This is a genomic window from Caulobacter sp. D5, from assembly GCF_003185805.1.
Classification (GTDB): domain Bacteria; phylum Pseudomonadota; class Alphaproteobacteria; order Caulobacterales; family Caulobacteraceae; genus Caulobacter.
On sequence record NZ_QHJY01000004.1, the window covers coordinates 1 to 25,704 of the forward strand.

Annotated in this window: 28 protein-coding genes; 14 read left to right on the top strand and 14 right to left on the bottom strand. The window is 69.4% G+C overall.

The features are described from left to right. A partial coding sequence (locus DMC18_RS00225; protein WP_110132602.1) for a S41 family peptidase occupies nucleotides 1-1,046 on the top strand: 1,046 nt, incomplete at its 5' end. Between the two features lie 134 nt (nucleotides 1,047-1,180). Here the strand turns inward: DMC18_RS00225 and DMC18_RS26460 are convergent. The 4 genes from DMC18_RS26460 to pyrE all read right to left on the bottom strand — a co-directional run bounded on the left by DMC18_RS26460 (nucleotide 1,181) and on the right by pyrE (nucleotide 3,139). Beyond that, nucleotides 1,181-1,324 carry a hypothetical protein gene (locus DMC18_RS26460; RefSeq protein ID WP_199228619.1) on the bottom strand — a complete coding sequence of 48 codons (144 nt, stop codon included), beginning with the start codon at nucleotides 1,322-1,324 and terminating at the stop codon, nucleotides 1,181-1,183. A gap of 71 nt (nucleotides 1,325-1,395) precedes the next feature. After that, entirely contained in the window at nucleotides 1,396-1,797 is a 402-nt protein-coding gene (gene acpS / locus DMC18_RS00230) for a holo-ACP synthase (RefSeq protein WP_110121957.1), read from the bottom strand. Continuing rightward, nucleotides 1,794-2,549, bottom strand: a complete 756-nt coding sequence (locus DMC18_RS00235) for a pyridoxine 5'-phosphate synthase (protein ID WP_110121958.1) — start codon at nucleotides 2,547-2,549, stop codon at nucleotides 1,794-1,796. The genes acpS and DMC18_RS00235 overlap by 4 nt, the downstream gene beginning before the upstream one ends. A gap of 5 nt (nucleotides 2,550-2,554) precedes the next feature. Next, nucleotides 2,555-3,139, bottom strand: coding sequence for an orotate phosphoribosyltransferase (pyrE, locus tag DMC18_RS00240; RefSeq protein WP_110121959.1), 585 nt, complete (start codon nucleotides 3,137-3,139; stop codon nucleotides 2,555-2,557). Between the two features lie 67 nt (nucleotides 3,140-3,206). On the opposite strand from pyrE, the gene DMC18_RS00245 reads away from it, so the two are divergent. After that, a complete protein-coding gene (locus DMC18_RS00245; protein ID WP_110121960.1) occupies nucleotides 3,207-3,617 on the top strand; it encodes an NUDIX domain-containing protein in 411 nt (136 codons plus the stop codon). Nucleotides 3,618-3,694: 77 nt separating this feature from the next. Further along, complete coding sequence (locus DMC18_RS00250) at nucleotides 3,695-4,150, top strand: carboxymuconolactone decarboxylase family protein (protein ID WP_110121961.1); 456 nt, start codon at nucleotides 3,695-3,697, stop codon at nucleotides 4,148-4,150. A gap of 21 nt (nucleotides 4,151-4,171) precedes the next feature. On the opposite strand, the gene DMC18_RS00255 is transcribed toward DMC18_RS00250, so the two are convergent. Next, nucleotides 4,172-6,322 (bottom strand): bifunctional (p)ppGpp synthetase/guanosine-3',5'-bis(diphosphate) 3'-pyrophosphohydrolase, encoded by a 2,151-nt coding sequence (locus DMC18_RS00255; RefSeq protein ID WP_110121962.1) that lies wholly within the window; start codon nucleotides 6,320-6,322, stop codon nucleotides 4,172-4,174. A 173-nt stretch (nucleotides 6,323-6,495) separates the two neighbouring features. Further along, nucleotides 6,496-6,855 carry a DNA-directed RNA polymerase subunit omega gene (rpoZ, locus tag DMC18_RS00260; RefSeq protein WP_058350513.1) on the bottom strand — a complete coding sequence of 120 codons (360 nt, stop codon included), beginning with the start codon at nucleotides 6,853-6,855 and terminating at the stop codon, nucleotides 6,496-6,498. A gap of 229 nt (nucleotides 6,856-7,084) precedes the next feature. Here rpoZ and DMC18_RS00265 point away from each other — a divergent pair, with 229 nt between their 5' ends. Further along, nucleotides 7,085-7,699, top strand: coding sequence for a sulfotransferase family 2 domain-containing protein (locus DMC18_RS00265; RefSeq protein WP_110121963.1), 615 nt, complete (start codon nucleotides 7,085-7,087; stop codon nucleotides 7,697-7,699). 107 nt (nucleotides 7,700-7,806) lie between these two features. Here the strand turns inward: DMC18_RS00265 and folK are convergent, their stop codons facing one another. Further along, nucleotides 7,807-8,295: a 2-amino-4-hydroxy-6-hydroxymethyldihydropteridine diphosphokinase gene (gene folK, locus DMC18_RS00270; protein ID WP_199228620.1), complete on the bottom strand. Its 489-nt coding sequence runs from the start codon at nucleotides 8,293-8,295 to the stop codon at nucleotides 7,807-7,809. Between the two features lie 49 nt (nucleotides 8,296-8,344). Here folK and DMC18_RS00275 point away from each other — a divergent pair, with 49 nt between their 5' ends. After that, entirely contained in the window at nucleotides 8,345-8,947 is a 603-nt protein-coding gene (locus DMC18_RS00275) for an NYN domain-containing protein (protein WP_110121965.1), read from the top strand. An 11-nt stretch (nucleotides 8,948-8,958) separates the two neighbouring features. Next, complete coding sequence (locus DMC18_RS00280; RefSeq protein ID WP_110121966.1) at nucleotides 8,959-9,630, top strand: uracil-DNA glycosylase; 672 nt, start codon at nucleotides 8,959-8,961, stop codon at nucleotides 9,628-9,630. On the opposite strand, the gene DMC18_RS00285 is transcribed toward DMC18_RS00280, so the two are convergent. From DMC18_RS00285 to glpK, 6 genes are all read right to left on the bottom strand, one after another. Then, complete coding sequence (locus tag DMC18_RS00285; RefSeq protein WP_199228621.1) at nucleotides 9,612-10,187, bottom strand: carboxymuconolactone decarboxylase family protein; 576 nt, start codon at nucleotides 10,185-10,187, stop codon at nucleotides 9,612-9,614. The genes DMC18_RS00280 and DMC18_RS00285 overlap by 19 nt on opposite strands. Continuing rightward, complete coding sequence (locus tag DMC18_RS00290) at nucleotides 10,184-10,597, bottom strand: MerR family transcriptional regulator (protein ID WP_110121967.1); 414 nt, start codon at nucleotides 10,595-10,597, stop codon at nucleotides 10,184-10,186. Before DMC18_RS00290 ends, DMC18_RS00285 begins: the two co-directional genes overlap by 4 nt. A 60-nt stretch (nucleotides 10,598-10,657) precedes the next feature. Further along, a complete protein-coding gene (locus DMC18_RS00295) occupies nucleotides 10,658-11,500 on the bottom strand; it encodes an alpha/beta hydrolase (RefSeq protein WP_110121968.1) in 843 nt (280 codons plus the stop codon). Continuing rightward, the gene (locus DMC18_RS00300; RefSeq protein WP_199228623.1) at nucleotides 11,500-12,720 is read right to left on the bottom strand and encodes a Gfo/Idh/MocA family protein; all 1,221 of its coding nucleotides are present in this window, start codon (nucleotides 12,718-12,720) and stop codon (nucleotides 11,500-11,502) included. Before DMC18_RS00300 ends, DMC18_RS00295 begins: the two co-directional genes overlap by 1 nt. Then, entirely contained in the window at nucleotides 12,627-13,586 is a 960-nt protein-coding gene (locus DMC18_RS00305) for an SMP-30/gluconolactonase/LRE family protein (protein WP_110121976.1), read from the bottom strand. Before DMC18_RS00305 ends, DMC18_RS00300 begins: the two co-directional genes overlap by 94 nt. Before the next feature lie 181 nt (nucleotides 13,587-13,767). Then, on the bottom strand, nucleotides 13,768-15,261 hold the full coding sequence (gene glpK, locus DMC18_RS00310) for a glycerol kinase GlpK (RefSeq protein ID WP_110121970.1): 1,494 nt from the start codon (nucleotides 15,259-15,261) through the stop codon (nucleotides 13,768-13,770). Nucleotides 15,262-15,404: 143 nt separating this feature from the next. Between glpK and DMC18_RS00315 the strand changes: the two genes are divergently transcribed. The 5 genes from DMC18_RS00315 (at nucleotide 15,405) to DMC18_RS00335 (ending at nucleotide 20,738) form a co-directional block, all read left to right on the top strand. Continuing rightward, nucleotides 15,405-16,526: a DUF2336 domain-containing protein gene (locus DMC18_RS00315; protein ID WP_110121971.1), complete on the top strand. Its 1,122-nt coding sequence runs from the start codon at nucleotides 15,405-15,407 to the stop codon at nucleotides 16,524-16,526. 58 nt (nucleotides 16,527-16,584) lie between these two features. Next, on the top strand, nucleotides 16,585-17,364 hold the full coding sequence (locus tag DMC18_RS00320) for an NAD kinase (protein WP_110121972.1): 780 nt from the start codon (nucleotides 16,585-16,587) through the stop codon (nucleotides 17,362-17,364). A gap of 90 nt (nucleotides 17,365-17,454) precedes the next feature. Next, nucleotides 17,455-17,931, top strand: a complete 477-nt coding sequence (locus DMC18_RS00325; protein ID WP_110121973.1) for an Hpt domain-containing protein — start codon at nucleotides 17,455-17,457, stop codon at nucleotides 17,929-17,931. Between the two features lie 126 nt (nucleotides 17,932-18,057). Continuing rightward, a complete protein-coding gene (locus DMC18_RS00330) occupies nucleotides 18,058-19,263 on the top strand; it encodes a glycosyltransferase (protein ID WP_110132603.1) in 1,206 nt (401 codons plus the stop codon). Further along, a complete protein-coding gene (locus DMC18_RS00335) occupies nucleotides 19,158-20,738 on the top strand; it encodes a hypothetical protein (protein ID WP_110132604.1) in 1,581 nt (526 codons plus the stop codon). The genes DMC18_RS00330 and DMC18_RS00335 overlap by 106 nt, the downstream gene beginning before the upstream one ends. 131 nt (nucleotides 20,739-20,869) lie before the next feature. On the opposite strand, the gene folD is transcribed toward DMC18_RS00335, so the two are convergent. Continuing rightward, a complete protein-coding gene (gene folD / locus DMC18_RS00340; protein WP_110121977.1) occupies nucleotides 20,870-21,748 on the bottom strand; it encodes a bifunctional methylenetetrahydrofolate dehydrogenase/methenyltetrahydrofolate cyclohydrolase FolD in 879 nt (292 codons plus the stop codon). 124 nt (nucleotides 21,749-21,872) lie between these two features. Here folD and crtY point away from each other — a divergent pair, with 124 nt between their 5' ends. The 3 genes from crtY to DMC18_RS00355 are packed head-to-tail and all read left to right on the top strand — an operon-like array spanning nucleotide 21,873 to nucleotide 25,521. Next, entirely contained in the window at nucleotides 21,873-23,060 is a 1,188-nt protein-coding gene (crtY, locus tag DMC18_RS00345) for a lycopene beta-cyclase CrtY (RefSeq protein ID WP_110121978.1), read from the top strand. After that, the gene (locus DMC18_RS00350) at nucleotides 23,057-24,580 is read left to right on the top strand and encodes a phytoene desaturase (protein ID WP_110132605.1); all 1,524 of its coding nucleotides are present in this window, start codon (nucleotides 23,057-23,059) and stop codon (nucleotides 24,578-24,580) included. The genes crtY and DMC18_RS00350 overlap by 4 nt, the downstream gene beginning before the upstream one ends. Then, nucleotides 24,577-25,521 carry a phytoene/squalene synthase family protein gene (locus DMC18_RS00355; protein WP_110121980.1) on the top strand — a complete coding sequence of 315 codons (945 nt, stop codon included), beginning with the start codon at nucleotides 24,577-24,579 and terminating at the stop codon, nucleotides 25,519-25,521. The genes DMC18_RS00350 and DMC18_RS00355 overlap by 4 nt, the downstream gene beginning before the upstream one ends. Nucleotides 25,522-25,704 lie beyond the last annotated feature (183 nt).

Below are 25,704 nucleotides of genomic sequence, written 5' to 3' on the forward strand. Positions count from 1 at the left end.
CGCAGCAAGGCGCGGGCCCAAGCGCGGGCGTCGGCCCCGCGCCTCGCCTGGCGCCCGCCGGACCGGCCAACGCCGAGCGCGATCCCTTCCGCCGCGCCAACTACGGCGTGCGCCGGGTCGAGATCCTCGGCGGCAATCTCGGCTATATCGACCTGCGGATGTTCGCCGACTTCGAGTTCGGCCAGCCCGACGCCCCGGCCCGCAAGACGATCGAGGCGGCGCTGCAGACGGTGGCCAACGCCGACGCGGTGATCATCGACCTGCGCGACAACGGCGGCGGCTCGCCGGCCATGGTCGGCTATCTCTCCAGCGCCTTCACTCCCAAGGGCGCCGACATCTACAACACCTTCAAGTACCGCGAAGGTACGGCGAGCGAGGCCCCGAAGGACTGGTACGCCGCCCCGCGCCTCGACGTGCCGCTCTATCTGCTCATCAGCCCGCGCACCGGTTCGGCGGCCGAGGCCTTCGCCTACACTCTGAAAAACGCCAGGCGCGCGGTCATCGTCGGCGAGGCCAGCGCCGGCGCGGCCAATCCGGGCGGCCCCGTGCCGGTGGCCGGCGGCTTTGCGGTCTTCGTCTCCAACGGCTCGCCGATCAGCCCGATCACCAAGACCAACTGGGAAGGCGACGGCGTGCAACCCGACGTCGCGGTCGTCCCCGCCAAGGCGCTGGAGACCGCCCGCGCCCTGGCGCTGGAGACGGTGCTGAAGACCGCCGCCGGCCCCGACGCCCAGGACGCCCGCTGGGCGCTTGAAGCGATCCGCGCGGAGGCCTCGCCCCCCGCCGCCAAGCCGCTCGCCGACTATGTCGGCGGCTACGGAGGCATCGATATCATTCAACTCGACGGCCGCATCGGCATGAAGCGCGGCAAGCGTCCGGTCACCGTGCTGCTGCCGCTGGGCGGCGACAGCTTCACCGTTCTGGACGAGCCCAGCCGCCGCGTGGTGTTCGAACGCGACGCCAAGGGCGCGGTGACGGCCTTCGAGGCGATCACCTCCGACGGCCGCAGCGCGCGCTATCGCCGCGAGGCGGCGCCGGCGAGCTAGAAACCCACCACCCGTAAAATCCCCACGAAAGCGGGGACCCAGGTGTTTTATCGTCGAGCGCTGAGGATTGCATAAAAAGCCTGGGTCCCCGCTTTCGCGGGGATTTTACGGAAGAAGGACGATCCTCGGCGAAATCAGACCGCTAAGGTCGCCAAAATCGCCACCAGCACCAGCGCCAGGAAACCCCACCCGATGGCCAGCCAGGCGAACGGCCTCTGCTGCCAGGGCGCCAGATTGGAACGCTTGGGTTCGACGTCTTCGCCGGTCCAGATGGTCATGTTGCAGTCCCCCCGTTTCGAAACGGCGCAATGGCCGGCTCGGAGAGGGAATCACTGCAAGCCGCGCGCCGTCAGGACGCCGGCAGGGCCTCGATGATCACGAAGGCCTGGGCGTAGGGGTGGTCGTCGGTCAGCGACAGGTGGATCACCGGGACCATGCCCTCGGGGATCAGCTGCGCCAGCTTGGCCGCCGCCCCGCCGGTCAGGGCCATGGTCGGCTTGCCCGACGGCAGGTTGACCACGCCCATGTCGGCCAGGTGCACGCCCTGCTTCAGCCCCGTGCCCAGCGCCTTGGAGCAGGCCTCCTTGGCGGCGAAGCGCTTGGCGTAGCTGGATGCGCGGTCGGGCTTGCGCTCGGACCGCTTGCGCTCGATCTCGGTGAAGACCTTGTTCGTAAAGCGCTCGCCGAAGCGTTCGAGGGATTTCTCGATCCGGCGGATGTCGCTGAGGTCCGAGCCGATCCCGATGATCACGCCGCCAACTCCAGCCGGGCCGCGTCCATCAAGGTCCGCATCCGCAAGATGGCCTGCGGCAGGCCGACGAAGATCGCCTCGCCGATCAGGAAGTGGCCGATGTTCAGCTCGACGATCTGCGGGATGGCGGCGATCGGCTTGACCGTGGCGTAGTCGATGCCGTGGCCGGCGTGGACCTCCAGACCCAGCGAGGCGGCAAGGGCCGCGCCCGACTTCAGGCGCTCCAAGATGGCGGCGGCGCGATCGGTCTCGCCGGCGCGGGCGGCGTCGCAATAGGCGCCTGTATGCAGCTCCACGACCTGGGCGCCGGCGTCGGCGGAGGCCTGGATCTGGGCGGGGTCCGGCTCGATGAACAACGACACCCGCGCGCCGACGGTGCGCAGGCGGCCGGTGGCGTCGGCGATGCGATTGGCGCCCTTGACCACGTCGAGACCGCCTTCGGTGGTCACCTCCTCGCGCCGCTCGGGCACCAGGCAGGCGGCGTGCGGCTTGGCCCCGATGGCGATGCCGACCATCTCGTCGGTGACCGCCATCTCGAAGTTCAGCGGCTTGCCGCGCTTGAGGCACAGGTCGGTGAGGACGGCGATGTCGGCGTCGCTGATGTGGCGGCGATCCTCGCGCAGGTGCGCGGTGATGCCGTCGGCGCCAGCGGCGAGCGCCAGCTCGGCGGCCCGCACCGGTTCCGGATAGCTCGACCCGCGCGCGTTGCGGATCGTGGCCACGTGGTCGATGTTGACGCCGAGCCGCAGCATGGGGCTCAGCCCTTCAGCCGGCGGCTGCCCGGATCCTCGATCGGGATCGCGGCCAGTTCGGGCGGCAGGGCGTCGGCCGGATAGGCCGGCACGTCCAGGCTGGCCAGGGCGATCAGCGGCACGCCGACATCGGCCTTGCCGCCCGAGCGGTCGACGATGCAGGCCGCGGCCACGACGTCGCCGCCGGCGTCCTTGATCGCCTGGATGCACTCGCGCGACGACAGGCCGGTGGTGACGATGTCCTCGACCATCACGACCTTCTGGCCCGGCTCCAGATGGAAGCCACGGCGGAACTTGAAGCCGCCGCCCTCGCGCTCGACATAGATCGACGGCACGTTCAGGTGGCGGGCGGTCTCGTAGCCGGGGATGATGCCGCCGACGGCCGGCGACACGGCGACGTCCACGTGGCCCACCGTGGCGACGATCTTGTCGGCCAGGGCCTTGCAGAGGCGCTCGCAGCGCTCGGGCCGCATGAACACCAGGTTCTTCTGCAGGAAGACCGGGCTGTGCAGGCCGCTGGACAGCACGAAGTGACCTTCGCGCAGGGCGCCGGCGGCGCGGAATTCTTCGAGGACGTCTTCGTTGGTCATGAGCCGTGGATATAAGGCCAGCGCGGCGAGTCTACAAACCATCGACGAAGGGGCGTAGGACAGCGCCATGAGCGACTCCCCTCTCCGCCCCCGCGTCGGCTGCGGCGCGGCCATTCTCGACGCCCAGGGCCGCATCCTGCTGGTCCAGCGCCTCCGCGAGCCCGAGGCCGGCCATTGGGGCCAGCCGGGCGGCAAGCTCGACTGGGGCGAACCCGGCCGCGCCTGCGCCGAACGCGAGATCCGCGAGGAGCTGGGCATCGAGGTCGTCGCCGGACCGGTGCTGGCCGTCACCGACATGATCACCGCCGGCAGCCACTGGCTGGCCGTCACCTATCGCGCCGACGGCTGCGTGGGCGAGCCGGCGATCCAGGAGCCCGAGGCCATCGCCGACTGGGGCTGGTTCGCCCTCGACGCCCTGCCCTCGCCCCTGACCCAGGCGACGCGGGACGCGGCGGCGGCGCTGCGGGGCTCGACCTGAAATTATTTCGCGGGCCGCGTCACACGCGCGGCCTTCGCCTCGTCATGACGGCGCAACCCTCTCAAAGGAGACCCGCCATGACCGCCAAGCTCGATCCCTTCGCCGCCGCTCCCGCCGTGATGAAGTCGTGGTTCACCGCCTCGACCATCATCGCCGCCAGCCTGGAACCCAGCCTGGTCGAACTGGTCAAGATCCGCGCCTCGCAGATCAACGCCTGCGCCAACTGCATCAACATGCACACGGCCGAGGCCCGCGCCCAGGGCGAGACCGAGCAACGCATCTACCTGCTGTCGGCCTGGCGCGAGGCCCCCTGCTACACGCCCCGCGAACGCGCCGCCCTGGCCTGGACCGAGGCCCTGACGCGCCTGTCCGAAGGCCACACCCAGGAAGCCGCCCACGCCGACCTCGCGGCTCAGTTCAGCGATGAAGAGCAGGTCAAGCTGACCCTGATGATCAACGTCATCAACGGCTGGAACCGCCTGGCCGTGGGTTTCGGTCTCTGGATCGAGCAGCCGGTGAAGGCGGCGGCCTGACGCGCGGCGACGGACGCGGGGTCAGCCCCGCGTCCGGTCCACCGTCTCGACCGACGGGCAGGTGCGCAGCGCCGCCGAGATGTTGGTCAGGTGCTTGGCGTCGCGCACCTCGACATCGATGTCGGTGTCGAAGAAGTCGCTCTGCCGGTGGTGCATGCGCAGGTTGACGATGTTGCCGCCCGCCTCGCCGATGATCGTGCAAACTTGACCCAGAACGCCCGGCGCATTGCCGATGGTGGCGTGCAGGCGGGCCAGCGAGACGGTGTCGCGCTCGGCCTCGGGCGTCCAGTTGAGGTCGCGCCAGAGGTCCTCGCGCTCCTCGAATTCGGCCAGCTTGGGGCAATCGATGGTGTGGACGTCCAGTCCTTCACCGTCCTCGCGCAGGATGCCGACGATGCGGTCGCCCGGCACAGGGCTGCAGCAGTGGGCGAAGTGCAGCGACACGCCCGGCGTCAGCCCGCCGCCGCGCACATAGAGCCGCGCGCCCTTGCCGCCCTCGATCTTGCGACGGGCCGTGGCGGCTTCGCGCTCGGCGTCCTTCATGCCGGGGAACGCGGTCTCCAGCACCTGGCTCGGCGTCACGCGACCGCGGCCGACGGCGTCGAACAGGCTCTCTTCGCTCTCCAGCACGAACCGTTCGAGGATCGGCCGCAGCGACACGTCTTTCAGGCTCTTGCCGGCGCGTTCGAAGATCTGCTCCACCGAGGCCCGGCCCAGGCGCAGGAACTCTTCCTTCTCGGTCTGGCGGATGTGCCGGCGGATGGCCGAACGCGCCCGGCCGGTCACCGTCAGCGAGCGCCAGTCCGGCGGCACCACGGGCTTGGAGCCGCGGATCACCTCGACCACGTCGCCGTTGGTCAGGATGGTGCGCAGGGGCTTCAGCTCGCCGTTGATCTTCACGCCGATGCAGGTGTCGCCGACGCTGGTGTGGACCGCATAGGCGAAGTCCAGCGGCATCGCGCCCCGCGGCAGGCTGACCAGCTTGCCCTTGGGGGTGAAGACGAACACCTGGTCGAGGAACATCTCGAGCTTGGCGTGCTCGACCAGTTCTTCGCTGTCGCCGCCGTGCTCGAGAACCTGGACCAACTGGCGCAGGTTGGCCAGCGGATCGCGACCGCCGGCGGCTTCCATGCCTTCCAGGTCGAGGCCGTAGGAGGCGTCCTTGTAGCGGAAGTGGGCGGCCACGCCCTCTTCGTTCACCCGGTCCATCGACTCGGTGCGGATCTGCATCTCGATGCGCATGCCGCGCGGGCCGACCACCGTGGTGTGCAGCGAGCGGTAGTTGTTGCGCTTGGGCGTCGAGATGAAGTCCTTGAAGCGGTCGGGCACGCTGGACCAGGCGCGATGGACGACGCCGAGCGCGCGGTAGCAGTCCTCCTCGCTGTCGACGATCACGCGGAAGGCGTAGATGTCGGACATCTGCGAGAAGCCGATCGATTTGCGCTGCAGCTTGCGCCAGATCGAATAGGGCGCCTTTTCGCGACCGAAGACGCGGGCCGGCAGGCCGGCCGATTCCAGGCGGGCCTGGATCTCCTGGCTGACCAGCTGGACCGCCCCGCCCTGCTCTTCGCGCAGCTTCTCCAGCCGGCGGACGATGGCGTCACGGGCGACCGGGTTGGTGTGCTGGAAGGAAAGCTCCTCCAGCTCCGTACAAATCCGGTGACAGCCGATGTTGCGGGCCAGGGGCGCGTAGATGTCGCGCGTCTCGCGGGCGATGCGCTCGCGCTTGGCCTGGGCCTTGATGAAGTGCAGCGTCCGCATGTTGTGCAGACGGTCGGCCAGCTTGACCAACAGGACGCGGACGTCCTTGGAGATGGCCAGGATGAACTTGCGCAGGTTCTCGGCCTGGCGGGTGTGCTCGGCCTGGAGCTCCAGCTTGGAAAGCTTGGTGACGCCCTCGACCAGCTCGGCGATCTCCTCGCCGAACAGCTTGCCGATCTCTTCCTTGGTGACCGGCGTGTCCTCGATCACGTCGTGCAGCAGCGCCGTGACGATGGTCGCGGTGTCGAGCCGGTACTCGGTGAGGATGCCCGCCACCTCGATCGGGTGGGCGTAATAGGGGTCGCCGCTGGCGCGCGTCTGGCTGCCGTGCATGCGCATGGCGAAGACGTAGGCGCGGTTGAGCAGGGCCTCGTCGGCCGTCGGGTCGTAGGCGTGGACCCGTTCGATCAGCTCGTACTGGCGAAGGAACTTGCGCGGCTTGGGAGCCGGCGGAGCCTCGGCGACGGTTTCCGTGCTTGCCGGGGCTTCAGACGAAGACGCGCCCGATTCGGGATCGGGCGCGCGTTCGGACGTAGCGGCGGCGGGCGCCGCTTCAATGATCAGAGGGTCTGCGCCGTCGGGGCTCAGTACCGCTCCTCCTGACCGCCGTCGCGGTCGCTTTGCAGCGCGCGAACGAGTTCCAGTTCGCTCATCTGCATGTGGGTCGGATCGGCCAGCAGGGCGAGGGTTTCGGCCTCTTCCTCGGCTTCCGAGTGCTCGTCGACGCGCTGCAGCGTGGTGATCAGGTGCTCCTTGAGCCCCTCGTGATCGATCACGTCGTCAGCGATCTCGCGCAGGGCGACAACCGGGTTCTTGTCGTTGTCGCGATCGACCATCAGGGCCGCACCGGCCGAGATGCCGCGGGCGCGGTGCGCCGACAGCAGGACGAGCGCGAAGCGGTTCGGAACCTTCTCGACGCAATCTTCGACGGTGACGCGGGCCATGAATTCCTCGGGCTGAGCGTTGGCTCTTGCAAAATAGGGCTCCGTGCGGCGTCACGCAACGCCGCTTCGGCTGTAACCCAGCTTTCGCGAGGCGGCGTGTATGCCCCCTCCCCGACGCAAAGTCCAGTCGCAACAACGGTCACGATCGGGAAGTCGCTTCGATACAGGCCCGCGACAAGGTCCAGAATCCCGAAAATCGGCCGCAACAGCGTTCGCCGACCCTGTCGCCATGATCATTTCGCACCGCCACCGCTTCATCTTCATCAAGACGCGCAAGACCGCCGGCACCAGCATCGAGGCTTATCTGTCGAGCCTGTGCGGCCCGGACGACGTCGTCACCCCCGTCCATCCGCCCGAGCCCGGCCACCAGCCGCGCAACGCCGCAGGCTTCACCAACCACATGTCGGCGGCCCAGGTCGCCGCCAAGGTTCCCGATCTCTGGCGCGACTACTTCACCTTCTGCGTGGAGCGGAACCCGTGGGACAAGACGCTGTCGCACTACTTCATGAAGCGGAACTCGGCCTCCCACGGCGGCGATCGCGAACTGTGCCTGGACCGCTATCTGGCCGCCGGCGACTACGCCCTGAACCTGCCGCTCTACGCCAGCCGCCTTTCCGGCAAGCCCCTGGTCGACCGGGTGCTGCGCTACGAGCACCTAGACCGCGAACTGGGCGACGTGTTCGAGAAACTGGGCGTGCCGTGGTCGGGCTGCCTGCCGGTCAAGGCCAAGAGCGGCTGGCGTCCGGATCGGCGCTCCTACCGCGAGGTGCTCAGCCTGCGCCAGGCCGTACGGATCGAGAAGATCTTCGCCCGGGAGATCCGGCTGCATGGGTATGCGTGGTGATTTGTACCTCTCTCCGTAAAATCCCCGCGAAAGCGGGGACCCAGGCTTTTTCTGAAACGCTCGGCGCTCGACGATAAAACACCTGGGTCCCCGCTTTCGCGGGGATTTTACGGGTTAGGAGCGGGCCGCGCGTCAGACCCCACGCTCGCCTCGGCCGCCAACTCCGCCGCCGTCCGCCCCAACACCGGATGGACCCACTCCGCCGCCACCTCCGCCAGCGGTCCCATGACGAACAGCCGCTCGTGGGCGCGCGGATGCGGCAGGACGAGATCGCCGTCGATCACCATCCGACCATAAGCGATGAGATCCAGATCCAGCGTGCGGGCGGCGTTGCGCTCGGCGCGGGCGCGGCCGAACTCGGCTTCGATGCGATGCAGGGCCGCCAGCGCCTCGGCCGGCGCCAACGCCGTCTCCACCAGCACGACGCCGTTCAGATAGGCCGGCCCGGTCGGATCGGGCCAGGCGGCCGAGGTCCACCAGCCCGAACGGGCGACCACCGCCATGCCCTCGCCGGCCAGCGCCGAAACCGCCGCTTCCAACAAGGCCTCGCGACTCGTATAGGCTCCAGGCAGATTGCAGCCGAGGGCGACGACCACGGCCGCGTTCAGACCATTTCGATCAAGCCGATATTTCAAGGATTTACCCGTGACCTTCTATCCGACCGAGCGGTTGGCGCTGTTCATCGACGGGGCCAATCTCTATTCCGCCGCCAAGGCGCTGGGCTTCGACATCGACTACCGCAAGCTCCTCGACGAGTTCAAGAAGCGCGGCCTGCTGGTGCGGGCCTACTACTACACCGCCATCGCCGAGAACGACGACTATTCGCCGATCCGGCCGCTGGTCGACTGGCTCGACTACAACGGCTTCACCCTGGTGACCAAGCCGGCCCGCGAATACACCGACAGCCAGGGCCGCAAGCGCTGGCGCGGCGACATGGACATCGAGATCGCGGTGGACATGATGCAGATGGCCGACACGGTCGACCATCTGGTGCTGTTCTCGGGCGACGGCGATTTCCGCGCCCTGGTCGAGGCCGTGCAGCGCAAGGGCCGCCGGGTCACCGTGGTCTCCACGATGAAGAGTCAGCCGCCGATGACCAGCGACGACCTGCGCCGTCAGGCCGACAACTTCGTCGACCTCAACGACCTGGGCAACATCATCGGCCGCCCGCAACGCGCGCCGCAACAGCGCTACACCACCGCCGACGCCCGCACCCCGGCCGAACGCGAAGCCGACGACGAATACTGAGACTGAAGGCCATGCAGCACTCCAACATCGTCGGCGAGGCCGTCCCCTCCCCGGCCGAGCCGCCCCGCGACTGCCCGCTGTGCCCCCGCCTGGTGGCCTATCGCCGCGAGAACGAGGCGCTCTATCCGGACTATTTCAATGGCCCGGCCCCGTCGTTCGGCGACAAGGACGCGCGCCTGCTGGTCGTGGGCCTGGCCCCCGGCCGCAAGGGCGCCAACCGCACCGGCCGCCCGTTCACCGGCGACTATGCGGGCACGCTGCTCTACGACACCCTGATCAAGTACGGCTTCGCCACCGGCAAGTTCGAGGCGCGCATTGACGACAGTCTGAAGCTGGTCGGCTGCGCGGTGACCAACGCCGTCCGCTGCGCCCCGCCCGGCAACAAGCCCGAGACCTCGGAAGAGAACGCCTGCCGTCCCTTCCTGAAGGCGCGGCTGGACATGTTCCCCAACCTCAAGGCCATCGTCACCCTGGGCGACGTCTCTCGCCGCAATGTGCTCAAGACCCTGGGCCTGAAGGCCTCGGCCGGCATCCCCGGCCACGGCTCGGAATTCCAGGCCGGCCCCTACCGCATCTTCAACAGCTATCACTGCTCGCGGCTCAACACGAACACCGGACGCCTGACGACGCCGATGTTCGAAGAGCTGTTCGCGCGGGTGAAGGCTTACGTGGACGCGGCCTGAGCTGGTGGAAACGGCCGGCCGACGCCTGGCTCGAGCGGCAGCCGCAGGCTGTTGGCCAGCACGCCGACCGTCCGATAGTAACCGGCCAGCATCAGCAGTTCGAGGATCGCCTCGGGCGTGAAGCGCTCGGCCAGATCGCTCCACAGGGCATCGTCCACGTCGCAGGCGTCGTCAAGTTGGTCGGCCAGCCTGACCAGCACCCGGTCTTCGTCGGTCCAGCAGTCCGCCTCGGCGTCGGCATGGACGCTCGCGTGCTGCTGGGTCTCCGAAAGCCCTGCCTGCTCGGCGAAATAGTGGACGCGCATCCCCCACTCGTAGGCGCAGCCGCAGCGGGCCGTGACCCGCAGCAGCAGCACCTCGCGCTGGCGGAGCGTCAGGTGCGAGCCAGGCAGGTAAGCAGCCGCCCCGCGCACGAAGGCCGTGTAGAGCCTCGGGTCGCGCGCCAGGACCGTGAACAGCTGGAACGGCGGCATCCAGTCCTGCGGCATGCGATCGAACGACGCCTGCACGGCCTCCGGCCAAGGCGGCTGGGCCGGAGCGATGCGGGCGGCGCTCACGACCGAAGCTCCGGAGGAATTTCGGGATCGGGCGGACGGCGGCCCGAGCTTCTCCACTCGGCATAGAAGGCGATCTTGACCTCCAGCAGCCGCCGCGCCTCGGCCAGGGCGGCCATTTCGCCATCGACCCTTTCGAGATGACGCGTCAGCATGGCCTCGCGCTCGCCGGCCGTGACCCCGCCACGCGCCGCCAGGGCCGCATAGGCCTTCATGTCGCCGACGCTCATGCCCGTACGCTTCAGCCGTCCCAGGAAGCGCAGCCAGCCGACATGCGCCGCGCGATAGACCCGCCTGCGCCCGCCGTCGCGCGCCACGCCGGGGATCAGGCCCTGGGCCTCGTACCAGCGCAGGGCATGGATGCTGCGCCCGGTTTCCCGGGCGATCTCGCCGATACTCAGATGCTCGACCATCGCGACCTCTCCGAACTCCGGAACGAGGCTACAAGGTAGAGCGCACTCTAGATCAAGGGCCTAGCGCTTCGCCGTCCAGCCGTTGTCGCTCAACCAGTCGCGCAGGCGCTCCGGCCAGACCTTGATGGCCGCCTTGTCGGTGCGGAAGCCCATGTTGAAGGCGTGGCCACCGCTTTGGAACAGGTGGAACTCGACCGGAACCTTGGCGGCGCGGAACTTGGCCAGCAGTTCCACCGGCGGGGCCGAGCAGCACTCGTCGTCGTCCGCCGCCAGGATGAAGGCCGGCGGCGTATCGGCCGGAATCTTGTCGGGGATGCCCGCGGGACCCGGATAGATCAGCACCTGGAAGTCGGGCCGGGCGCTGACCGCGTCGACCGCATCGACCTTCGGGTCCTTGGCCGTGGAGCCGTAGACGGCCAGGTCCACGACCTCGCCGCCGCCCGAAAAGCCCATCAGGCCGATCTTCTTCGGATCCACCCCGAACTCGGCGGCGCGCGAGCGCACCAGCCGTACGGCCCGCACCGCGTCCTGGCGGGCGTGGTCGATGGTGTAGGGCGAGCCCTCCTCCTGGCTGAGGCGGTACTTCAGCACGAACACCGCCACGCCCATCGGATTGAGCACCTTGGCGACGTCGGTCCCTTCCGGATGGATGACCAGCATCTTGTGGCCGCCGCCCGGCAGCACGATCACCGCCGCGCCCGTGGCCTTGTCGGCGGGCGGCAGATAGGCCGTCACCGACGGGTCGTTGATCGACTTGGCCCAGTATTCGGCCGCCTGTTCGGGGATGGCCTTGCGCGCCTCGAAGCCCGGCGCGCCGTTGGGCCACAAGGCCACGAGCTGCTGGGCGCAGGCCAGGCTCGGCAGGGCGAGCGCAAAGGTCGCGGCGAGGATCAGGCGGCGCATCACAGTTTCACCGTCCGGCCTTCGCGGGCCGCCTTGTAGATGGCCTCGATGATCCGCAGGTCCTTCAGTCCCTCCTCGCCCGGCACGATCGGATCGCGGCCGGTGAGGATGCATTCCGACAGGTGATCGAGCTGGCCGGCGAACTGGCTCTTCCTTGCCGCCGGCGGCGTGCGGGGCCTCGCCTGGCCGTCGAGATTGGCCCGCATCGCCTGGCCCTCGTAGCTGGTCGCCGGATCGATCTCGACCCAGCCCTTCGGCCCCGACACCCGATAGCGGTTGCAGTTGGCGCTGTAGGTCGAGACGCAGTTGGCCGTGGCCCCCGACGGGAACAGGAGCTGGAAGTTGATGGTGTCCTCCACCTCGGCGAACACCGGGTTGGAGCGGTCGGTCGACTCCATGGCGTTGACCGCGATCGGCTCCTCGCCGGTCAGGTAGCGGGCGGCGTTGAGGCTGTAGATGCCGATGTCCATCAAGCTGCCGCCGCCCGACAGCGCCTTCTTCACCCGCCACATGGTCGGATCGCTGGCCGTCCAGCCGTGGTCGGCGACGATGGTCGCCACTGGTCCCAGCGCGCCGCCGCGCGCAAGGGCGATGGCGTCCAGATTGTGCGGCTCGAAGCGGCTGCGATAGCCGATCATCAGCTTGCGGCTGGCGGCCTTGCAGGCGGCGATCATCGCCTCGCAGTCGGCGACCGAGGTCGCCATCGGCTTTTCGCACATCACGTGCTTGCCGGCCCTGGCCGCCCGTTCGGTGAACGTCCGGTGCAGGCTGTTGGGGGTGATCACATAGACGATGTCGACCGCCGGATTGTCGGCGATGCGGTCGAAGGTCTCGTAGGAATAGCGGCCGCTTTCCGGAATGCCGTACTGGGCGCCGTACCTAGCCAGCTTGTCGGGCGAGCCGCTGACGAGGGCGACCAGCTTGGAATGCTCGCACTCGGAAAAGCGCGGCATGATGATCTGGGTGGCGTAGTAGCCCAGGCCCAGCACCGCGTAGCCCAGCTTGCGGCCCTCGGCCTTGGCCTGGGCCAGGGCGGCGGCCGGCGCTGAGGCGGCCATGGCGCCGACGGCGAGGCCGGCCTGCAGGAACGTGCGCTTGTTCATCACCTCGCCCTTCCCTTCCTTCGCTACCAGACCAGGCCGGTCGTCTTCAGCCGCACCCGCGCCAGGGTCTTGTCGGCGGTCAGGAACAGGGTCTTGCCGTCCTCGCCGAAGGCGCAGTTGGCGATCGGGCCGCCGGTCTCGATGACGCCGATCAGCTCGCCCGACGGGGTGATCACCAGGACCCCGCCCGGCCCCGTGGCGTAGAGCCGGCCCTCGGTGTCCAGGCACATGCCGTCGGGCAGGCCCGGGCCGCCGGCCTTGTGCAGGGCCGCGGCGTCGAAGAACACCTTGCGCGAGGTCGGCAGGCCGTCGGCGCCCAGGTCGTAGGCCATGATCACCGGTCCTTCCGGATCCGAGACCGCCACATAGAGGCGCTTCTCGTCGGGGCTCAGGGCCACGCCGTTGGGGAAGGTCAGCTTGTCGTCGACCACCGCCAGCGAACCGTCGGCGCGGTGCAGATAGACGCCGTTGAAGCTCAGTTCCTTGGCTGGCGAGGCGTCGAGCCCCTCCAGGCCGTAGGGCGGATCGGTGAAATAGATCGCGCCGCTCTTGGCCACGGCCAGGTCGTTGGGGCTGTTGAAGCGCTTGCCCTGATAGCGATCGACGACGACCGACTTGGCCTTGGTCTTCAGGTTCAGCCTGGTGATCGCCCGATAGCCGTGATTGCAGACCAGCAGATCGCCCTTGGCGTCCAGCGCCATGCCGTTCGAACCCGGCTCGCGGAAGACCTTGGTCGGCGGGCCGTCATAGCCGGAGGGCTGCACGAAGACGCTTTTGCCGTCCTTCTGGCTCCAGCGGTACATGATGTTGGCCGGCACGTCGGAGAAGACGAGGTACTGGCCGTCCTTCACCCAGACTGGGCCCTCCGACCAGACGAAGCCGTCGGCCAGGACCTCGATCTTCGCATCGGGCGCGACCACGGCGTCGAGGGCGGGCGACAGGCGACGAATGGCCCCCACGGTCGGGGCGGCTTGAGCGGACATGGAAAGGCCTCCGGCGGCGAGTGCGACGCCGGCTCCGAGAGCCAGCGTGACGGTGCGGCGCGTCGCGGTCATGCGTGAGGCCTCCCTTATGCGGTTATTGCTTTTGACAGCGATGTCATAGCAATGCCCGCCCAGGTTGGCGAGACGCTTGTCGACACGTCTTGAGATTTGCGGCGCTCCCCTAGGAACGCACGCGGGGCACGCAGTCCAGCCAGCGGGCATAGGCCGCCTCGCGGGCGTGGACGGCCATGGCCGGCTTCAGGTCCTCGGCCGCCGGGCGCGCCTTGGCGGCCGTCTCCACCGAATCATAGACCCCCGCCCCCAGCCCCGCGAACAGGGCCGCGCCCAGGGCCGTGGTCTCCTGGTAGCTGGCCCGCGCCACCGGCAGGCCGGTCAGGTCGGCCAGGCGCTGGCTGAACCAGGCGCTCTTGGACATGCCGCCGTCGATGCGCAGCTGGGCCTCGCCGAGGAAGGCGTCGGGGGCGTCGGCCCGCATGGCCTCGATCAGGTCGCGGCTCTGCAGGGCGCAGGCGTCGTAGGTGGCCGAAGCGATCTCGGGCAGGCCGGCGTCGCGGGTCAGGCCGAAGATCGCGCCCCGCGCCTTGGCGTCCCACCAGGGCGCGCCGAGACCGGTGAAGGCCGGCACCACGACCACGCCGTGATCGGCCTTGGCCGAACGGGCCAGGGCCTCGGCCGAGCGCGGGCCGCCAGTGATCCCCAGTCCCTCGCCCAGCCACTGGATCGCCGCCCCGGCCACGAAGATCGAGCCTTCCAGGGCGTAGGTCGCCTGGCCGTTCACCCGCGCCGCCACCGTCGTCAGCAGGCGCGAGGCCGAGACCGGCCGCGTCGTCCCGGTGTTGATCAGCATGAAGCAGCCGGTGCCGTAGGTGGCCTTCATCTCGCCGGGCCGGATGCAGCCCTGCCCCATCAGCGCCGCCTGCTGGTCGCCGGCCACGCCGCGGATCGGCAGCGGCCGGCCCAGCACCTGGGCGCCGACCTCGCCGAAGTCGGCCGCGCAGTCCAGCACCTGCGGCAGCAGCGAGCGCGGCACGCCGAACAGGTCGAGCATGGGTTGCGACCAGTCCTGGGCCTGGATGTCGAACAGCAGGGTGCGCGAGGCGTTGGTGGCGTCGGTCACGTGCCGCGCCCCGCCCGTCAGCTTCCAGATGACCCACGTATCCATCGTCCCGGCCAGCAGTTGGCCCGCCTCGGCCCTGGCGCGAGCGCCGGGCACGTTGTCGAGCAGCCAGGCGATCTTGGTGGCTGAGAAATAGGGGTCGAGCAGCAGGCCCGTGACCGCCGTGACCTCGGCCTCCTTGCCGTCCTTGCGCAGCTTTTCGCAGGCCTCGGCCGTGCGGCGATCCTGCCAGACGATGGCCGGATGGATCGGCCGGCCGGTGGTCTTGTCCCAAACCACCACCGTCTCGCGCTGGTTGGTGATTCCCAGCGCCACGACCGCGTCGAGGTCGGCGCCCGACTTCTCGACCGCCTCGCGGATCACCGCGACGCAGGCGGCGGCGATCTCGTCGGCGTCGTGCTCGACCCAGCCGTCCTTGGGGTAGCTCTGGCGCAGCGGACGCCCGGCCTCGGCCACGGCGGCCCCTTCGCTGTCGAACAGGATCGCCCGCGTGCTCGTGGTGCCCTGGTCCAGCGCCAGGATCAGTGCTCGCCCCATACGCGTTTCCTCTTTCAAGACGCCCGCTTCACCTGCGACAGAGCGCCGCTATTCTCTCGGTTCCGTGGCTTGACCTGTTTAAGCATGTTTTCATCTGGAAACACCAAGGTGCCCATAGTCTCGTTTGGCGCCCGAGGAGGGTCGTGAGCCAAGCCGTACAGACCGCCGAACTTCTTGCCCTGGCCCGCAGCCGCGAGCCGGAAGATCGCGAACGGCTGCTCTCCGGAGTGATCGATCTATGCGAGACGGGCGAGGCCCAGGGAAAGCCCGCCGCGCCCGAAATCCAGATCCTGCTCGATTCGATCTTCATGACCCTGGTGGTCGAGGCCGAGCGCGACATCCGCCAGCGCCTGGCCGAACGCCTGGCCGACGCGGCCTGGGCGCCGTCGGCCCTGGTCAACATCCTGGCCCTCGACGAGATCGAGATCGCCCGCCCGATCATCGCCCGCAGCCCCGTGCTGCAGGACCACGACCTGATCCGCCTGCTGGTCCAGGCCACGCTGGAGCACCAGATCGAGGTCGCCCGCCGCCCCGGCCTGCGCGCCCCGGTGGTCGAGGCCATTCTTTCGCAGGCCGAGCCGGCGGTGCTGACCGCCCTGGCCGGCAACACCACCGCCCAGCTCAGCCAGGACGCCATGGGCCGCCTGGTCGGCCACGCCAAGGACGTGGTGGCCCTGCGCTCGCCTCTGGTCCGCCACCCGGGCCTGTCGCCCCTGCTGGCCGAGCAGCTCTATCTGTGGGTCGGCCGCGCCCTGCGCGACTCCCTGGCCGAGCGCTTCGAGCTGGACCCGGTCAAGCTGCGCGCCGCCGTCGACGAAGCCACCCACGCCGCCCACCTTGGCCTGCAGCCGACCGCCGTCGGCGCCCTGTCCGTCGAGGACGAGGCCGACCGCGAGGAGATGGAAGCGGCCCTGGTCGAGAAGCTCGACTCCGCCGGCCAGCTGCGTCCCGGCTACCTGCTGCGGGTGCTGCGCGAAGGCCGCCTGCCCCTCTTCGTCTTCGCCATGGCGCGGCTGGGCCGCTTCGACGTGCGCCAGGTGCGCCGCGCTATCGACAGCAACCGTCCCGAACTGCTGGCCCTGGCCTGCTCGGCCGTCGGCATCGACCGCAGCGTCTTCCCGACCATCCTGGAGCACGTGCGCCAGCTGAACGGCGGCCGTCCCGGCGGCGGCGCGGAAGCCGCCCGCAAGGCCAGCGGCGCCTTTGGCCCGTTCCGTCCGGACATCGCCGCCATGGCCTTCCGCCAAGCCGTCAGCGCCGCCTGACGAGGTCTTTCCCCACGTTGTTTGACAAGCGCCGGGCGATCCCGCCACTTGGGCCGGCATGTTCCAAGCCCAGCCTTATTCGACTCGCCTGACCTTCCAGGCCAGCGACCGCCCCGAGGCCCAGGAGGCCCGCGAGCGCCTGACCGCCCGCTATGGCGACGCCGGCGACGACGCCCAGATCGTCGTGGCCCTGGGCGGCGATGGCTTCATGCTGGAGATGCTGCACGAGACCATCCTCAGCCAGAAGCCGATCTACGGCATGAACCGCGGCTCGGTCGGCTTCCTGATGAACGAGTACAGCGAGGACGGGCTGCTCGAACGGATCAACTCGGCAGAGCGCGCCGTCATCCATCCGCTGGCCATGGTCGCCATTGATTCTCGCCGTCGCCAGCACCGGGCGCTCGCCATCAACGAGGTCTCTCTGCTGCGCCAGACGCGTCAGACCGCCAAGCTGCGCATCTCGATCGACGGCAAGGTGCGGATGGGCGAACTGGTCTGCGACGGGGCGCTGGTGGCCACCCCGGCCGGCTCGACCGCCTACAATCTGTCGGCTCACGGACCGATCATCCCGATCGGCGCCCAGGTGCTGGCCCTGACCCCGATCAGCGCTTTTCGACCCAGGCGGTGGCGGGGCGCGCTTTTGCCGCAGAACGCGAGGGTGACGTTCGAGGTCCTGGAATGCGATAAGAGGCCCGTCAGCGCCGTGGCCGACAACTATGAAGTCCGCGACGTCGTCGAGGTGCACATTTCCGAAGACCGAGGTTCGACCCTGTCGATGCTGTTCGACGCGGGCCGCAGTCTCGAGGAGCGTGTGCTGACCGAACAGTTCTCTGCGTAAGCTTTCGTGTGGGTGAAATCGCGATCTCACTCATTCTTAACGCCTGGCATGTGACCGTTCCCGAAGTAACGCCGACGGGGAGGCGACCCGATGAATAAGCCCGCTGAGGTTATACAGGTGCCGAACATGCTCAAGCTCAAGGTGGGCGGGCGTGGCGGTATCGACATGGCCGCCATCGCCAAGGCCGAAGCGGCCTTGAAGAGCCTGTCGGGCAATTTCGCCCAATGGCTGAACGACGAGATCACCAAGCTCGAAGCCGCCCGCCAGGGCGTCCGGGCCGACGGCCTCACCGCCCAGACGGTAGAGACCCTCTATCTCCGCGCCCACGACCTGAAGGGCCTGGGCGCCACCTACGAATTCCCGCTGATCACGCGCCTGGCGGCCTCGCTGTGCAAGCTGATCGACGATCCGGCCACCCGCCTGCAGGCGCCGATGTTCCTGGTCGACGCTCACATCGACGCGATCAAGGCCTGCGTGCGCGACGAGATCAAGACCGACGAGCACCCGGTCGGCCGCGCCCTGGCGGTCGAACTGGAAGGCCGCGTGGCGGAATATCTGGCCGGATAACGCCGGCCAGAATCCCCGTTTGCGTCAAGACTGCAACAAGCTCGACTGACGTCCGATACCAACACAACAAACTGCCGGCAGAGTTCTCCGGGAACCTGACGCTCCTTCCAACGGAGCGCCGTTCCCATGGGTCAGCACACCACCACCATCCGTCCCGCGCGCCGCGCCGCCTCGCCCGCGGCCGCCGACTGGAACCGGCCGCAGGTCTCGGTGGTGATCTGCACCCTCGACGAACACGAGGCCATCGGCGGCGTGCTCGAGGCGCTGAGCGCCGACCTCGCCGACGTCTTCCATGAGATCATCGTCGTCGACGACTCCGCCGACGACCTCACCGCCCGGGCCGTGCTGGACGTGGCCATGCGCCGCCCCGCCATCCGCCTGCTCAAGCGCGAAGGCGTCGGCGGCCTGGCCTCGGCCGCCATCGCCGGCTGGGATTCGGCGCGCGGCCAGACCCTGGCGGTGATGGACGGCGACGGCCAGCACGATCCGCGCCTGATCGGCGCCATGCTGCGCAGGATGAGCGCGCAGCAGCCCGACCTCGTCGTGGCCAGCCGCTATCTCGACGGCGCGGGTTCGGGCCTGTCGGGCGTGCGCCACGCCATCAGCCGGGGCGGCGTCAACCTGGCCGGCCTGCTGCTGGGCCTGCGCCTGGCCGACCCGATGAGCGGCTGCTTCCTGATGAACCGCGACTGGTACGAGGCCGTCCGCCCGCGCCTGTCGGGCGTCGGCTTCAAGATCCTGGTCGACGTGGTCGCCTCGGGCTCGCGCCGTCCCGCCGTCGTGCAGATCCCCACCGCCCTGCTGCCGCGCGCCGGCGGCGAGTCCAAGCTCGACCTGCGGGTGGCCTTCGACCTGATCGGCCTGCTGGCCGAAAAGCGCACCAACGGCGTCCTTTCGGCGCGGCTCTTCCAGTTCCTGGCGGTCGGGGCCAGCGGCCTCGTCGTCCACCTGGGCGTGCTGGGCGCGACGCAGGCCGCCGACATGGCCTTCTGGAGCGGCCAGACCCTGGCCATACTGGCGGCCATGACCTGGAACTTCGGGCTCAACAACGTCCTGACCTTCCGCGACAAGCGCCTGCGCGGCGCGGCCCTGTGGCGCGGCCTGCTCAGCTTCTACGCCGCGTGCCTGGGCGGCGCGCTGATCAACGACCTGGCCGGCGCGGGCCTCAACGCCATCGGCGCGTCCTGGGCGCTGGCCGGGGCCGGCGGCGCGGTGCTGGGCGCGCTGTGGAACTATCACGCCTCGCGCCGAGTCACCTGGCGCGACGTTCCCGAAAGCCCCGAGGCCGAAACGCCCGCCGCCTCGCCCCTGGCCGGGGAGAGCCGCGCCTGACCGCTTCGCCCGCCCCCGACCGCCGCGCCTGGATCCTGGCCGGCGGCCTGCTGCTCGCCGCCGCCTTCGCGATCCGCGCCTGGCAGTTCGGCAACCCGCTGCTCCATGTCGACGAGAACTTCTACCTGCTGGTCGGCGACCGCATGCTGCACGGGGCCCTGCCCTATGTGGACATCTGGGACCGCAAGCCGGTCGGCCTGTTCGCGCTCTACGCCGCCATCCGCCTGCTCGGCGGCGACGGGATCGTGCAGTACCAGGTCGTGGCGACCCTGTTCGCGGCCGCAACCGCCCTGCTGATCGCTCGCCTGGCCGCCCCGGCGGCCGGGATCGTCGCGGCGACAGCGGCGGGCGTGGTCTACCTTCTGATGCTGCCGCTGGCCGGCGGCTGGGGCGGCCAGGCGCCGGTGTTCTACAACCTGCTGGTCGCCGGAGCGGCCCTGGCGGCCTATCGCGCGCTGAACGCCGACCCGCGCAGAATCCGCCGGCTCGGCTGCCTGGCCATGCTGCTGATCGGCCTTGGCCTGCAGTTGAAATACACCGTGGTGTTCGAGGGCTTCGCCTTCGGCGTGCTGCTGCTGGGCGTCTCCTGGCGCGCCTCGCGGTCCTGGACGCGCCTGGCGGCCGACGCCGCGCTCTGGATCGGCCTGGCCCTGGCGCCCACCCTGCTGGCCCTGGCCTACTACGCCTGGCGGGGCGAGGCCCAGGCCTTCGTCTACGCCAACTTCCTGTCGATCGGCGCGCGGGCCGAGGCCAGCGACGCCGAACTGGCCCCGCGCCTGCTGAAGGCCGCCCGCCTGCTGGTCCCGCCGCTACTGGCGGTGGGCCTGGCCGCCTGGATCGGCGGCTGGCGCGCGCGCCCCGGCGGTCGGACGGCGTTCGGTTTCGCAATCGGCTGGCTGGCGGCGGCGCTGGGCGGCTACCTGATCTTCGGCACCTATTTCGACCACTACGCCCTGCCGCTGCTGGCGCCGCTGGCCCTGGCTATGGCCCCGCTGTTTGCGACCCGCTCCCGCCCGCTGGGCATAGCGATCGCCACGGCCTTCATCGCCCTGGGCGTCACGGCGGACGGGGTCGCCTTCGTCAAAGGGAAGGCCAAGCGCGGCGACGCGCAGGAGATGAACGAACTGCTGGCCGCCATCCGGCCGGGCCTGTCGCAAGGCCTGTGGGTGTGGAACGGCGACAGCATCCTCTATCACCTGACCGGCGCGCCCCTGCCCTCCCGCTGGCCGTTCGCCGGCCACCTGAACCTGCTGCGCGAGCACGGCGCCGTCGGCATGGACCAGGAGACCGAGGTGCGCCGCATCCTGGCGACGAGGCCTGGCGTCATCGTCGATCGCACGCCCCGCGCCAAGGACTTCAACTTCGCCGTCGTGAGGATCGTCGACGCGGAGCTGGCGAGCCACTACCGGCCGGTGACGACCGTGAAGCTCAGCAAGTCGTCGCTGGTGGTGTATCGGCGCACCCCCTCCCCCTGAAGGGGGAGGTGGCCCGGAGGGCCGGAGGGGGAAGTTTCTGCGGAGATCGAGACTGGCCTGACTTCATAAGCCACTCCCCTCTCCGTCCGCTTCGCGGACACCTCTCCCTTCAGGGAGAGGGTCCTTGAGTCCTACTCCCCGATCCCGTTCAGCCGCTTGGCCGCCAGCACCGTATTGGCCAGCAGGCAGGCGATGGTCATCGGCCCCACGCCGCCCGGCACCGGGGTGATCGCCGAGGCCACGTCCTTGACCTCGTCGAAGGCCACGTCGCCCACGAGGCGGGTCTTGCCGTCATCCTTGGGGATGCGGTTGATGCCGACGTCGATGACCACCGCGCCGGGTTTCACCCAATCGGCCTTGACCATCTGCGGGCGGCCGACGGCGGCCACGACGATGTCGGCTTCGCGAACCACCGCGGGCAGGTCCTTGGTGCGCGAATGGGCGATGGTCACCGTGCAGTCGGCGGCCAGCAGCAGCTGGGCCATGGGCTTGCCCATCAGGTTCGAGCGGCCGACGACCACGGCGCGCTTGCCCGACAGGTCGCCCAGCTGGTCGCGCAGCAGCATCATGCAGCCGGTCGGGGTGCAGGGCGTCAGGGCCGGCAGGCCGCTGGCCAGGCGCCCGGCGTTGGCCACGGTCAGGCCGTCGACGTCCTTGTCGGGCGAGATGGCGGCGACCACGGCGGCCTGGCTGATGTGGTCGGGCACCGGGAACTGCACCAGCACGCCGTGCACGGCCGGATCCGAGTTCAGCCGCTCGACCAGGGCCAGCAGCTCGGCCTGCGAGGTCTCGGCCGGCAGGCGGTGGGTTTCCGAATGCATGCCCGCTTCCAGGGTCTGCTCGCCCTTGCTGCGCACATAGACCTGGCTGGCCGGATCCTCGCCCACCAGAACCACGGCCAGGCCCGGCGTCAGGCCGTGCTCGGCCTTCAGGCCGGCGACCTCGGCGGCGATGGTCTCGCGCAGGCGGGCGGCGAAGGCCTTCCCGTCGATGATGGCGGCTTGGGTCATGTGGGGGCGCTCCTGTGCGCGCTCCCCTATCCCCTCGCCCGCCCAGGTGCAACCGGTGAACCCGCGCCAAGTTCATGCGAACGCTCTGGCGTGGACGTCATTCTTTCGTGCTAGAGCCGAGGGGATGGAATCTCCGTCCGCCGCGTTGCGCGCCGACGTCGTCCTGGTGGGCGGCGGACTGGCCAACAGCCTGATCGCCCTGCGCCTCAAGGCGCTGCGGCCGGGCCTGCGCGTGCTGTTGCTGGAGCGCGGCGCGACCATCGGCGGCCAGCACACCTGGTGCCACTTCGAGACCGACGTCGACGCCGCCATCGGCGGCTGGCTGCGGCCGCTGATCGCCCATCGCTGGAGCGGCTACGAGGTGCGCTTTCCCGCCCACAGCCGCCGCCTGCCCACGCCCTATCTGGCCATCACCTCGCGTCGCCTGCACGAGGTGGTCACGCGCGCCCTCGGCCCCGACGCCTGGAGCAACATCTCGGTTGTCGACGTCAATCCGCATCAGGTCACGCTGGCCGACGGTCGCCGCATCGTCGCCGGCGCGGTGATCGACGGCCGCGGCGCGCGACGCAGCAAGCGCCTGGCCCTGGGCTGGCAGAAGTTCGTCGGCCAGGACCTGCGCCTGGCCGCGCCTCACGGCCTGACCGCTCCGATCATCATGGACGCCACGGTGCCGCAGACCGACGGCTACCGCTTCGTCTACGTCCTGCCGCTCGACGCTCGCCGCCTGCTGGTCGAGGACACCCGCTACAGCGACGGCCCGGCGCTGGACCGCATCGCCCTCTCCGAAGCCATCGCCGACTACGCCAAGGGCCAGGGCTGGAGCATCGAGGCGGTCGAGCGCGAGGAGCACGGCGTGCTGCCCATCGCCCTGGGCGGCGACATCGACGCCTATTGGGCTGAAGCCCGGCCGCAGGTGGCCGAGGTCGGCCTGCGCGCGGCCCTGTTCCAGCCGACCACCGGCTATTCCCTGCCCGACGCCGCGCGCCTAGCCGACAAGATCGCCGCCCTGCCCCGCATCACCAGCGCCAGCGTGCGCGCCTGCGTCGAGACCCAGTCCAAGGCCGCCTGGCGCAAGCGCCGCTTTTTGCGCCTGCTGAACCGCATGCTGTTCCGCGCCTGCGCGCCGGAAGAACGCTATCGGGTGCTGGAGCGCTTCTACCGGCTATCGGTCCCGCTCATTCAGCGCTTCTATGCAGCCCGACTGACCTGGCGCGACCGGGCGCGGATTCTGATCGGCAAGCCGCCGGTGCCGATTCCGGCCGCCATGAAGTGCATCCGCGAAAGTTCCGTGTTCGGAGGACAAGACGCATGAACGCCCACGCCTCGCTCCCGCCCCGTCCGAAGGCGGCCGTGATCGGCGCCGGCTTCGGCGGCCTCTCCCTGGCGGTGCGGCTGCAATCGCAGGGCTTCGACGTCACCCTGTTCGAGGGCCGCGAGAAGCCGGGCGGCCGGGCCTATGTCTGGGAGCAGGACGGCTTCACCTTCGACGCCGGCCCCACCGTCGTCACCGATCCCGACTGCCTCAAGGAGCTGTTCGAACTCTCCGGCAAGCGCATCGAGGACTATGTCGAGCTGCTGCCGGTCGATCCGTTCTATCGCCTGCTGTGGGAAGACGGCGACGTCTTCGACTACGTCAACGACCAGGAAGGCCTCGATCGCCAGATCGCCGCCCGCAACCCGGCCGACGTCGAGGGCTATCGCCGCTTCCACGACTATTCCGAAGAGCTGTACCAGAAGGGCTATGTCGAGCTGGGCGCCGTACCGTTCCTCGACTTCGGCAGCATGATCGCCGCCGCTCCCTCGCTGATGAAGCTGCAGGCCTGGCGCAGCGTCTATGACAAGGTCGCCGGCTTCGTGAAGGACGAGCACGTCCGCCAGGCCTTGTCGTTCCACAGCCTGCTGGTCGGCGGCAGCCCCTTCGCCACCTCGTCGATCTACGCCCTGATCCACGCCCTGGAGCGGCGCGGCGGCGTCTGGTTCCCGCGCGGCGGCACCCACGCCCTGGTCCGGGCGCTCGCCCAGCTGTTCCAGGACCTCGGCGGCAAGCTGCACCTGTCGCGTCCGGTCGAGCGCATCGCCGTGCGCGAGGGCCGCGTCACCGGCGTGATCACCAAGGAAGGCTTCGAGGCCTTCGACACCGTCGCCTCCAACGCCGACGTCATGCACACCTACCGCCACCTGCTGCGCGAGGACCCGCGCGGCAAGAAGGTCGGCAAGGCGCTGGAAGCCAAGCGCTGGAGCCCGTCGCTGTTCGTGGTCTATTTCGGCCTCAAGACCCAGCACCCCGAGATCCGCCACCACACCATCTGCTTCGGCAACCGCTATCGGGAGCTGATCGGCGAGATCTACGGCAAGCACGCCCTGGCCGAGGACTTCTCGCTCTATCTGCACCACCCGACCGCCAGCGACCCGGCCATGGCGCCGGAAGGCTGCTCGACCTTCTACGCCCTCTCGCCGGTGCCCAACCTTGAGACGGCCGACATCGACTGGTCGGTCGAAGGCCCCAAGTATCGCGACCGCATCCTGGCCTATCTGGAAAAGCACTACATTCCGGGGCTTTCGGCGGATCTGGTAACCAGCCGCTTCATCACCCCGGACGACTTCGTGAAGGATCTCAACGCCTGGAAGGGCGCGGCCTTCTCGCTGGAGCCGATCCTGACCCAGAGCGCCTTCTTCCGCACCCACAACCGCGACGACGTGATCCCCAACCTCTATTTCGTCGGGGCCGGCACCCATCCGGGCGCGGGCATTCCGGGCGTGGTCGGCAGCGCCAAGGCTACGGCCGGCCTTATGATCGACGACTTCGCCACCCTGGCCCCGGCCGCCGAATGAGCGCGCTCGAAGCCCAGGACATCGAGGCGCAAAGCCGGGAAGCGATCCAGAAGGGCTCCAAGAGCTTCGCCGCCGCTGCGGCGCTGTTCGACGCCGAGACCCGCGCCGACGCCGAGATGCTCTACGCCTGGTGCCGCCACTGCGACGACGTGATCGACGGCCAGACCCTCGGCCACGGCATGAGCCCGGTCGCCGACGCCCCGGCGCGGCTCGAAGCCCTCTACGCCCAGACCCGCGCCGCCTTGGCCGGCGAGACGCCCACCGATCCCGTCTTCGCCGCCTTCCAGGCCGTGGCCCTGGGCCGGGGCATCCCCGAACGCTACGCCCTCGATCTGATCGACGGCTTTTCCATGGACGTCGAGGGCCGCCGCTACGAGACGCTGGAAGACCTGCTGGCCTATTGCTGGGGCGTGGCCGGCGTGGTCGGGGCGATGATGGCCATCGTCATGGGCGTGCCCGCCGACGACCTGCCGACGCTGCGCCGCGCCCAGGACCTGGGCCTGGGCTTCCAGCTGACCAACATCGCCCGCGACATCGTCGAGGACGCCCGCAACGACCGGGTCTACGTGCCCCGCGCCTGGCTGGCTGAACTGAACCTGCCGGTGGAGCAGCTGACTGACCCCGCCCGCCGGGACGACGTCGCCGCCCTCGCCCGCCGCCTGGTCGAGGCCGCCGAGCCCTACTACGCCTCGGCCCGCTGGGGATTGCGCGACCTTCCCGTCCGCTCGGCCTGGGCCATCGCCGCCGCGCGCGGCGTCTACCGCCAGATCGGCCTCGACGTAGTCGCCGCCGGCCCCTCGGCCTGGGACGAGCGCGTGGTCGTCAGTGGACGGATGAAGGCCTGGCGGGCTCTGGAGGGCGGCGTCGTGGCCCTGCGCTCGGCGACGCTGGACCGGCTGGGCGCACCGCCCGCGCGGCCAGCGATGTGGTCGAGGATCTAGTCGATGAAAATAAAGAGACTTGCAGTCAAGGCCTTAGCAGCAACGCTTTGCTTCACACTATTTGCCTTCGCATACATTTGCCTCGCCATCGCTCTTGAAAATTTTGATGTTTCACGCCTTCAGAACGCAATAATTCACGGCGCTCTCGGCGGGATTCTCTGGATTGTCTCGGAGAAAATCATG